General features: G+C 33.1%; 9 protein-coding genes. All 9 read left to right on the top strand.

Annotated features, from left to right (window positions below; genetic code table 11):
- The first annotated feature begins 22 nt into the window (after window positions 1–22).
- The 9 genes from GKG01_RS04540 to GKG01_RS04500 all read left to right on the top strand — a co-directional run bounded on the left by GKG01_RS04540 (window position 23) and on the right by GKG01_RS04500 (window position 11,491).
- Window positions 23–568, top strand: a complete 546-nt coding sequence (locus GKG01_RS04540; RefSeq protein WP_154271640.1) for a GNAT family N-acetyltransferase — start codon at window positions 23–25, stop codon at window positions 566–568.
- A 1-nt stretch (window position 569) separates the two neighbouring features.
- Complete coding sequence (locus tag GKG01_RS04535; RefSeq protein ID WP_154271639.1) at window positions 570–1,967, top strand: MATE family efflux transporter; 1,398 nt, start codon at window positions 570–572, stop codon at window positions 1,965–1,967.
- An 85-nt stretch (window positions 1,968–2,052) separates the two neighbouring features.
- Window positions 2,053–3,522 carry a glutamate--tRNA ligase gene (gene gltX, locus GKG01_RS04530; protein WP_154271638.1) on the top strand — a complete coding sequence of 490 codons (1,470 nt, stop codon included), beginning with the start codon at window positions 2,053–2,055 and terminating at the stop codon, window positions 3,520–3,522.
- A gap of 8 nt (window positions 3,523–3,530) precedes the next feature.
- Entirely contained in the window at window positions 3,531–4,919 is a 1,389-nt protein-coding gene (cysS, locus tag GKG01_RS04525; RefSeq protein ID WP_154271637.1) for a cysteine--tRNA ligase, read from the top strand.
- Window positions 4,919–5,680, top strand: coding sequence for an FAD-dependent thymidylate synthase (gene thyX / locus GKG01_RS04520; protein WP_094205377.1), 762 nt, complete (start codon window positions 4,919–4,921; stop codon window positions 5,678–5,680). The genes cysS and thyX overlap by 1 nt, the downstream gene beginning before the upstream one ends.
- Window positions 5,681–5,692: 12 nt before the next feature.
- Window positions 5,693–6,538, top strand: coding sequence for a DegV family protein (locus GKG01_RS04515; protein WP_154271636.1), 846 nt, complete (start codon window positions 5,693–5,695; stop codon window positions 6,536–6,538).
- A gap of 19 nt (window positions 6,539–6,557) precedes the next feature.
- Window positions 6,558–7,925 (top strand): MATE family efflux transporter, encoded by a 1,368-nt coding sequence (locus tag GKG01_RS04510; protein WP_154271635.1) that lies wholly within the window; start codon window positions 6,558–6,560, stop codon window positions 7,923–7,925.
- Window positions 7,926–8,272: 347 nt separating this feature from the next.
- Window positions 8,273–9,553 carry a dicarboxylate/amino acid:cation symporter gene (locus GKG01_RS04505; RefSeq protein WP_154271634.1) on the top strand — a complete coding sequence of 427 codons (1,281 nt, stop codon included), beginning with the start codon at window positions 8,273–8,275 and terminating at the stop codon, window positions 9,551–9,553.
- Window positions 9,554–9,727: 174 nt separating this feature from the next.
- Complete coding sequence (locus tag GKG01_RS04500) at window positions 9,728–11,491, top strand: catalase (RefSeq protein ID WP_256369387.1); 1,764 nt, start codon at window positions 9,728–9,730, stop codon at window positions 11,489–11,491.
- The last annotated feature ends 56 nt before the right edge of the window (window positions 11,492–11,547 follow it).

Here is an 11,547-nt window from a genome sequence, read left to right as displayed (position 1 = left end):
TTGAAAAAACTTGGAGATACAAATGAAATACGAAGATTTTATTTTAAAATGTGAAGATGTAGAAATAAAAGCGTTGGAAATGAAATATTTGAGAGATTTTTATGAATACGCTATGCAAAATGAGGTGGGACCATCTGCGGGCTGGAAACCACATAAAACAATCGAACAATCCAAGAAAATTCTCAAAGATTTCATCGATTCAAAATTAGAATATGGTATTTTTCAGGAAGACAAACTGATAGGAATGATTGGAGTATACGAAGACGATTACTTGTATGAACAGCCAGAATTTGAAGATAAGACAGGCGTTGAAATTGGCTACAGTCTGAACAAAAATTATTGGAATCGTGGGATTATGACAAAGGTTGTAAAGTGTTTTGTAAATCACTTGCTAAAGGATTTGGACTACGATTATGTTTCTTGCAGTTGTTTTGTTGAGAATAAAAAGAGTGCAAGAGTTATTGAAAAATGTGGGTTCAAATTTTATGGTGAACATCTGTATGAAAACTTTGATGGAACAAATAAGCTTTGCCACTATTATTACTTAAAGAATTTGAAGGAGGGATAGATTGAATTTAGTATTAAAGAAGTGTAAGTTTTTCGGGGATAAAAATTTCTACAAAGGTGTGTTGATACTAGCAATTCCAATCATTATTCAGCAACTTATTACATCGTTTGTAAATATGTTGGACAATATTATGGTTGGACAGACTGGAACTTTTGCGATGAGTGGAGTTTCTGTTGCTAACCAATTGATTACTGTATTTAACTTGGCAATTTTTGGACTTGTGTCAGCGGCTAGTATTTTTGCGGCACAATTTGCAGGTAAGAAAGATTACAAGAATGTACAAAACTGTTTGTATTTTGATATCGTGTTATCTTTTATCGTTTCTGTGATTAGTGTGTTAATTTTCTGGGTTTTTGGCGAGAAATTATTGTATTTATTTATGAATCCAGATACGGATACTGTAAAAAATATTAATACGACTATGAAGTTTGCACTAGATTATACCAAGATAATGACTATAGGATTTATACCTTTTGCTTTTTCACAATCCATCTCATCCTCAATGAGAGTGAATGGCGAAACTAGACTTCCGATGATAACGTCGATTATTACTGTTTTAGTGAATTTTGTGTTCAACTTGGTTTTGATTTTCGGACTTTTAGGATTTCCTGCATTGGGACCAAAAGGCGCTGCGATTGCGACTGTTATTTCAAGATTTGTTGAACTTTCATTGTTTATTTATTTTGCAAACAAAAACAAACTTAGATTTACATTTTATTCTAATTTTTTCAAAAATTTCCATGTCGATACAGGGCTTTTCAAGAATATAACTGTTGCGGGAATCCCTTTGATTATCAATGAAGTTTTGTATTCTGTAGGGATTGCTGCGATTACACAATCTTATTCAACAAGAGGAATTGAAGCTTTGGCTGCGTACAATATTTCTCAGACAATTATAGGACTTTTCATCGTTTTTAATTTGGCGATGGGAGATTGTATTTCAATTATGGTAGGGAGACTTTTAGGTAGTGGAAATGTCGATGAAGCTGTGGACACAGACAGGAAATTAATTGTGTTCTCGTTGATGTTAGCACTTGTAGTTGGAATTGTGTTGATTATTTTGGCGCCACTTTTTCCAGAATTTTACAACACAACTGATGATGTAAAATCGATGGCGACAAATATGCTTAGAGTTGGTGGAGCGTTTTTGTGGATATCTGCTTTATACAATGCATCATATTTTACACTCAGAAGTGGTGGCAAAACTATTTTGACTTTGCTTTTTGATTCTGTAGGAATTGTTTTGATTTCGTATCCGATTTCGTTTTTATTGGCAAAGTTTACAGATTTAAATGTCGTGTTGATGTATTTGATAATTTCTGTGATTGATTTGTACAAGGTTGTTTTGGGATTGTATTTAGTTGGAAAGAAAATTTGGGTAAAAAACTTGGCGAAATAATCGCTTTGGGTTTATTAATAAATGTTGAATTTGGCTATTTGTGATATAATAAGATAAGTTAAATTTATTTTTTATGGAGGATATTATGAGTGAAGTAAGAGTAAGATTTGCTCCAAGTCCAACAGGATTTTTGCACATTGGTGGACTTAGAACAGCTTTATATAATTATTTGTATGCTAAAAGAAATAACGGAAAATTTCTTTTGAGAATTGAAGATACTGATAGAACTAGATATGTTGACGGTGCTATCGAAAATTTATTGGAACAATTAAAATGGGCAGGGCTTGATCCGGACGAAGGAGTTGTTCTTGATGATGAAGGAAACGTAACTGAAGTTGGAGAATGTGGTCCTTATGTTCAATCTGACAGAGTAAAACAAGGTTTGTACCAAAAATATATCGATGAATTAATCGAAAAGGGTTACGCATATTATTGTTTCTGCTCAAAAGAAAGATTGGATCAAGTAAAAGCACAACAAAAAGCAGATGGTTTGATGCCAAAATATGACGGCCTTTGCAGAGGAATTAGTGTTGAAGATGCTAAGAAGAGAATTGCAAACGGCGAAGAATATGTTATTAGATTGAAACTTCCTGAAAACAAAGAAATCACTTTTAACGATGCGATTAAAGGTAAGATTACTTTCAACACTAATGATATGGACGATCAAGTGTTGATAAAATCAGACGGATTTCCAACTTATCACTTTGCAGTTGTAGTTGACGACCATTTGATGGGAATCACGCATATCGTTCGTGGTGATGAATGGATTTCTTCAACAGCAAAGCATGTGTATATGTATCAATGTTTCGGATGGGATGTTCCAGAATTCGTTCACTTACCAGTTGTTTTAAACAAATCAGGTAAGAAATTATCCAAGAGAAATGACGACGTTGCAGTCAAAGATTTCCGTACAAAAGGATATTTACCAGAAACTATCGATAATTACCTTGCACTAGTAGGTTGGTCAAGTGAAGATAACCAAGAAATTATGTCGATGGAAGAATTGGAACATAAATTTGATTTTAGTAGAGTTTCAAAATCTGGAGGAGTTTTCGATACAGAAAAATTAAACTGGATTAACAGACATTATATAAAAGAAATAGAAAACGAAAAATTAGCATCAATGTTAAAACCATACTTGGTTGAAGATGGTGTGATTTCTGAAGATTATCCAGATTACAAATTATTAGAAATTGCTTCATTATTCAAAGAAGAGTTGGATTATTTACAAGAAATTACTGAAAAAGTTGAATTCTTGTTCAAGGATTACGAAATGGATGATGATGCTAAGGAATTCCTAAACTACGAAAAATTAGACGAATTGATGAATGCACTAAAAGAAGAAGTCGAATCAGTTGATGAAATCGAAAAAGAATTTGCATCAGGAGTTATGAAGAGAGTTCAAAAGAAGACAGGAATCAAGGGCAAGGATTTGTGGATGACTACAAGGGCTGTAATTACTGGAAATGTTCACGGACCAGACTTGGATTCTATTATGGTAGTTTTAGGAAAACAAGAAGTTTTAGATAGGATAAACAAAGCTTTAAATAGATAGGAGAAGATATGAAGTTATACAATACACTGACACGAAAAAAGGAAGAATTCAAACCAATAAAAGAAAAAAATGTCGGTATATACGTATGTGGTCCTACAGTTTATAATTATATTCACGTTGGAAATGCAAGACCGATTGTGGTATTTGATACTTTGAGAAGATATTTTATTTACAAAGGATATAGTGTTAAATTTGTAAGTAACTTCACTGATATCGACGACAAAATCATAAATAAAGCAAAAGATGAAGATATAGATTTCAGAGAAATCACCAAGAAATACATTGGAGCTTATTTGGATAATGTATCTGGACTTAATTTTGACGAAGAAGACACAATTCATCCAAAGGCTACTGAATATATCGATGAGATGATTAAATTCGTGAAAACTTTGGAAGACAAAGGTGCAGCATATAATGTCGATGGCAATGTGTACTTCGATATAACAAAAGCAAAAGATTATGGTAAATTATCCAAGAAAAATATCGATGATTTGCGTGCTGGGGCTAGAATTGATGTAAATAGCGAAAAGAAAAATCCAATGGATTTTGCTTTGTGGAAAAAGAGAAAAGAAGAAAGTGAACCGGCTTGGGAAAGTCCATGGGGAATGGGAAGACCTGGTTGGCACTTGGAATGCTCTGTAATGAGTAAATCAATTTTGGGTGACACTATTGACATTCACGCTGGTGGAGAAGATTTGCAATTCCCACACCACGAAAATGAAATCGCACAATCAGAAACATGCACTGGAGCTCATTTTGCAAATTATTGGCTACACAACTCAATGATAACTGTAGATAAGGAAAAAATGAGCAAATCAAAGAATAATTTCTTCTTATTAAAAGACATAGAAAAAGAATTTGATTTGGAAGTTATTAGATTGTGGTTGTTATCAGTTCACTACAGAAATCCGATTGATTTCAGTCACGACACATTAGTTGCTACAAAAAACTCTCTGGAAAGATTGTATACTGCTAAGAAATTTTTGAATAGAATTTTGGATAACTCTTCTGAAAAAGAAGAAAAAGATGATAATATAAAAACATTCAGAGAAAAATTCGAACAAGCTATGGATGATGACATCAACACATCGGATGCGATTAGTGTATTGTTTGATTTTATTAAATATATCAACAAAAATTACGATGAAAACACATCGAAAAACATACTAACTGAAGCTAAGAAATTGATGGATGATATTTCTTATGTTTTGGGAATTTTATTCAAAGAAGAAGACGATGATTTGGATTCTGAAATCGAAGATTTGATTGAACAAAGAAATGCTGCTAGGAAAGAAAAAGACTTCAAAAAAGCAGACGAAATAAGAGATAAACTTTTATCTATGGGAATTGTGTTGAAAGACACAAGAGATGGAGTTATATGGGAGAGAAGTAATTAATGAAGGTTAATCTAATTAGATACACTCCTGATGCACAAAAGCTTGTCGCATCAAGTGCAAAACTTTGTTATTCTGATAGTTCTGTTATGGAGATTGAAGAAGGACTAACTGATGAAAATGTAGAAAATTTCATAGACAAATTAATGGATTTGGGGCACATGTCGCCAGTCGAACACATTAGTTTTACTTTTGCAATTGAGGGTGTATCTAGAACTTTGACCCACCAATTGGTCAGACACAGATTAGCAAGTTACTCACAAAAATCTCAACGATATGTGAGAGCGAATAATTACGAGTATATTATCCCTCCAAAAATAAAAAATAATCCCAAGGCTTTAGAAATCTACGAGAAACACATGAAGCATACGATTGATGCATACAACGAACTCACAGAAATTTTGATACAAGAAGAATACGACAGATTAATCGAATCTGGTGTTGACGAGAAAAAAGCAAAATCAATGTCAGAAAAAAGCTCCATTGAAGATGCAAGATATGTGTTTTCAAATGCTACTGAGACAAAAATTGTCATGACAATGAATGCACGTGAGCTGTTGCATTTCTTTGAAGCTAGGTGTTGTCAAAGAGCGCAATGGGAAATCAGAGAAATGGCTACACTAATGCTTGTTGAAGCGAAAAAAGTGTGTCCACAAATTTTCAAAAAAGCAGGGCCAGGTTGTGTTAAAGGAAGTTGTCCAGAAGGAAAGATGACTTGTGGAAAAATAAAAGAAGTTAGAGAATATTTTAATAGCCTTGACTAGTTAGGAGATATTATGGGAAAGATAGCAATTTTAACAGATTCAGGTAGTGAAATTACACCAAAAATAGCAGAAGAATACGGCATTGAATTGATGCCGCTTCAAATAAACTACTCAGATGTATCCTACGATGATTATACTGTTGATCCTAAATATATATATGAAAATATAGATAGAGAAGTTCCAAAAACATCCATCCCATCTCTTGGAGATATCGTTAATAAATTAAATGAAATAAAAAACAAGGGGTTTGACAAGATAATATGCATTTCCATTTCTTCAAAACTAAGTGGAATGTACAATGCATTTATGCTTGCGAAAGATCAAGTGGAAGATGTGCAAGTAGAAGTATTTGACTCAAAAAATATTTCAATTGGTACGGGATTTTTTGCAATATTTGCGAGAAAATTAATCGACGAAGGGTTATCTTTTGAATCTGTAATTGAAAAAATGAAACAAAAAATCAAAGATTCAGTACCAGTTATAACTTTGGATACTTTAAAATATTTGTCTTTAGGTGGTAGAATAGGTAAAATTACTGGGATCGTTGGTAATTTATTAAATTTGAAGCTTATAATATCTTGTAATGAAGACGGAGAATATTATACAGTAGAAAAAAATCGTGGTACAATGAAAAACATCAACCACGCTATTGATATAGTGAAAAAAGAGTTATCAGGTATCAAAGACTATTACTTGGTTTTATTAAACGGTGATAATCAAAGCGCAATGGAAAAGGCCAAGGAAAGTATGAATGATTTAATTGAAGGAGCAAAGTTCTACTACGAAGGACAAATCGTTCCAACATTAAGTATCCATACTGGACCGGGATTATTTGGAATAGGATATTTTAAATTATAAATTAATAGGGGGCGAGTGAATGGGAAATAAAAAAAGTAACATAGAATTTATTACAAACGGAAATATCACGGATGTGATTTTTAAATTAAGTATCCCATTGATGATTAGTAACCTAATCAAAACCCTTTATGGTATAACTGACGGAATATATGTAGCTCAAATCAGTTCTGAAGATTATGCTGCGACATCTTTTACTTGGCCGGTGCTTTATTTGTTTATAGCAGTGGGACTTGGGGTAAGTGTAGCAGCTACTTCTTTAATGAGTCAAAGACTTGGAGCTAGAAAATTAAAAGACTGCTCAATATACGCTGTGCATACATTAATACTTACCACAGTACTTGGAGTTATCTTTAGCATTCTAGGTGTAATTACTGCACCATTTATTGTGAGATGGATGGGAGCGACAGGAAGCTTTGAATACAAATCATACATATTTCTTGCAATAAACTCTGTAGGGCTATTGTTTGATATGATATTTTTCGGATATCAATCGATACTCAATTCTCAAGGAAGAACGAAATCCATGACGATTATTTCGACAATATCATCCATCACAAATGTCGTATTAGATCCATTCTTTATTTTTGATAATGTTTTGGGAATTCCAGGACTCAACATGGGGCTTGCAGGTGCTGCATGGGCGACAGTGTTATCTAAAGTATTGCTTGTAGTTTTTGCGATAAGAGTTGTCAAAAAAGAATCTGAAATTGAAGTTAGTTTCAAAAACTTCAGACTAGATATGGGAATAATCAAACACATATTCTCCATCGCTATCCCAGCCTCACTTGGATCAAGTGGCGAGGCTATTGGGTTTACTGTTCTTAATGGATTTATCCAATCATACGGCACAACGACACTTGCTGCATTTTCAATGGGCAACAGATTGTCCGATATATTCAACCAAGGGGCTATAGGAATTGGAATGGCGTTAACATCAATCACTGGACAAAATATGGGAGCAGGTAAAAAAGAAAGAAGTAAGGATATTTTCAAAAGGGCAAATGTTATAATAACTTTCTTCTCTTTAGCTTCTGCGATAATAATATTATTATTCAAAGATCAATTGCTATCCATATTTATCAAAGATCGTTCAGATATTGAACTTTGGAGACAAGCGAGTGAGTACATGTACTTCTCAGCGATAATTACATTTTTCATGGGATATTTCTCAGCGATTAATGGTTTCTTCCAAGGTGTTGGAAAAACAAAGCTTACAATGTATTTGTCACTTGCAAGGCTATGGGTTTTAAGACTTCCGCTTATTATGATATTAAAGAGCTTGACAAATCTTGGTTCTACAGGAATATGGATATCAATGTTAGTGTCAAATGCTCTGACAGTTATAGTGGGATTTATTATTTACAAACGAGGTAGATGGGAAAGATAAGGCTGATGTTTAACATCGGTCTTTTTTTTATTGAGAAAATCTATATATTACAAAAATGAAATAATATTTGTAAATTTCAATTTAAAATTAAATAAATAAAAAGCGTTGATATATTAACGATAACTGGCATAAATTGCAAAATGATTTTAAAATCTTTATCAAACCATTATTTATATAAATTTTGAAAAGAACACAATAAACCTCAGAATTTACAGAGAAAATTGATATATAGGATAATACAATAAATAAGACATGATGAAAACGATAGTATCAATTAAATATCATTGTCTATTATAAGACAATATGATAAGATTAGTGTGACAAAAATATATAAAGGAGATGTTGAAATGATTAAAAGCTTAATCGCTTTAGTTGTAGCTTTCGCATTGTGCGTAGTTATCGATCGTTTGAAGAAAAAAGGTACTTCATTCATGATTAGAATTTTATTAGCTACAGCAATGGGTGCTATAGTAGGACTTATTTTCAAAGGAAGCACTGACTATGTAGCAATATTTGGTCGTGTATTTGCAAGTTTATTACAAGCATTTGTAATTCCACTATTATTATTCTCAATTATAACTACAGTTGCATCCTTGGAAAGCTCAGAAAAATTGAGATCAATGGGTGGCAAAACAATCGCAATTTTAGCTTTACACAATGTTTTAGCTGCTATATTGTCTATAATTTTAGGTAAATTAGTAAATATAGGAATGAATGCAAATATCAAAATGGATGTTGCAGATAAGGTTAAGGAAGTTCCACCTTTCGCAGACGTATTTGTAAGTTTCTTCCCTAAAAACATTATTGATAGTATGAGTCACAACAAAATCGTGCCTATAGTAATTTTCGCAATTATAATCGGTATTGTTGTACTTAGATACAATAATAAAGAAGAAATCAAACCATTCTTAGATTTCGTAGAAGCTGGTAACAAAGTAATGAACAAAGTAATCGGAGAAATCATAGAATTTACTCCTTACGCAGTTCTCTCTTTATTAGCTAACCAAGTAGCTACATTGGATTTATCATTTGTTAAATCATTATTATTCTTATTATTAATGGTTTATGTAGCATGTTTGTTCCACACATTCATCACTACATCAGCTATGATGAGCTTGATTGCACACATCAATCCATTCAAGTTCCAACGTAAATTCTTCCCAGCATGGTTGATAGCATTCACTACACAAAGTTCAATTGGATCTTTGCCAGCAAACATTAAAGAACAAGAAGACATGGGAACTCCAACAGAAATTGCATCATTTGCAGGGTCAATTGGTACTACATTTGGTATGCCAGGATGTGCAGCAGTATGGCCAATTTTATTAGCGATGTTTACAATTAACGCTCTTAATATTCCATTCTCTGCTACTCAATATTTAATCATGGTTGGTTCATGCTTGTTCGCTTCAATGGGAACAGTAGGGGTACCAGGAACAGGAACAATTCAAGCTACAGCAATCTTTGCTACAATGGGATTGCCAGTTGAAATGATTTTAGTATTAAGCCCTATCCAAGGTGTTGCAGATATGGCACGTACTTCAACTAACGTTCACGCAGGTGGATCTACTGGTGTTATGGTAGCAGCTATGCAACACGATTTAGATATGGAAAAATATAATGCATAATTGATTAAAAATGGAAGCATTTTGTTAGTTACAAAATAGCTTCTATTTTTTGTGATTTCAGTTGAAAATACAATTATTTTGTTCAAAATAAGTTTAGCTTAAAAGATTAATTGGGTATTAATATAAAGATGAAGGCATACTAATTATGATTGAAGGTATCAATAGGAGGAAATTATGAAAGATAAAAAGAAAGAAAAAAACATGAAAATGGATAAAGATTCTGTAGCTTACATGCAAAAAGGACCTTCCGTAAAAAACGGTCTAGGTGAAAATTTGCCATCAGAAAACGATGAAGTAAAAGACCCTCATCTTAGAAGAGCATCAGGTCAACCAGTTGATAACAATTACGATTCAATGACTTCTGGAAAAAGAGGACACATATCTATGCAAGATGTTTGGCTTTTTGAAAAACAAACACATTTTAATAGAGAAGTAATTCCAGAAAGAAGAATGCATGCCAAAGGTTGGGGAGCCTGGGGAGAATTCACTGTAACAGATGATATAACAAAATACACTAAGGCGAAGATTTTCAGTGAAGTAGGAAAGAAAACAAAAATGTTTGCAAGATTTTCAACTGTAGCTGGAGAAAGAGGAGCTACAGACGCTGACAGAGATATCCGTGGATTTGCACTTAGATTTTACACTGAAGATGGAAACTGGGATGTAGTTGGCAATAATACTCCTGTATTCTTTTTAAGAGACCCAATGAATTTCATAGATTTGAATCACGCTGTTAAAAGAGATCCAAAAACAAATAGAAAATCAGCGAATACAAATTGGGATTTTTGGACTTCACTTCCAGAAGCATTACATCAAGTGACAATTACTATGAGTGATAGAGGAATTCCTTCTTCATTTAGATTTATGCACGGATTCAGTTCTCACGCTTATAGTTTTATAAACGCAGATGATGAAAGAGTGTGGGTAAAATTCCATTTTAGAAGTCAACAAGGTATCCAAAACTTGACAGACCAAGAAGCAGATATGGTTAATGCGAAAGATCCAGATTCAAATGGAACAGATTTGTTTGAAGCCATTGAAAAAGGAGACTATCCAAAATGGAAGATGTATGTTCAAATAATGACTGAAAAACAAGCAGATGAGCTTGAATATAATCCATTTGATTTGACTAAAGTATGGTACAAAAAAGATTTTCCATTGATTCCTGTTGGAGAATTTGAACTTAATAAAAATCCTGAAAATTACTACCAAGATGTAGAACAAGCTGGATTTAGTCCATCAAATAACGTTCCAGGCATTGGATTCTCACCAGATAGAATGCTACAAGCAAGACTATTCTTCTATAATGATGCACAAAATTATAGACTTGGTGTAAACCACCATCAAATTCCTGTAAATAGTCCTTTAGGAGTTGAAAATCCTCACGATTATCACCGCGATGGAAGAATGAGGGTAGATGGAAATAAAGGCTCTGAAATATCAATTACTCCAAACAGTTATGGAGCATGGAAAGATCATCGTGAATTTGAACTTCCTGCTGACAAAGGTGGAGATTCTCAAAGATATGACTTCAGAGAAGACGACCATGATTACTTCACACAACCAGGAATGCTTTTTAGAGCGATGACACCTGAACAACAATTAGTATTATTTGAAAATACTGCTAGAAATATGGAAGATTCAACGCTTCAAATCAAGTACAGACACATCAACCATTGTTATCAAGCTGATCCAGAATATGGAAAAGGAGTAGCAGAAGCTTTGGGAATTGATCTAAATGATGTTGATTTAACTCCATTGGAATCTAAATCGAGAGAAGAATGGGAAAAGGATCAAGAAAAATATAAAGAATTACAAAAACCAACTAAACCAGCTGATCCAAAATCAGCAAAAGACTTACCTGAAGAAGGCAGAGATACAAATGTAGAAGATCCAAAAATTTTATCAGATCCAGAAAACGACCCATATTTATTATAAATAATTGAAATTAATGATATCAAGGTATGATATTTGTTTCATTATAAACCAAAAGG

Source organism: Finegoldia sp. BIOML-A4, from assembly GCF_009679635.1.
GTDB lineage: Bacteria > Bacillota > Clostridia > Tissierellales > Peptoniphilaceae > Finegoldia > Finegoldia magna.
This window is presented reverse-complemented; position numbering and strand designations above follow the sequence as displayed.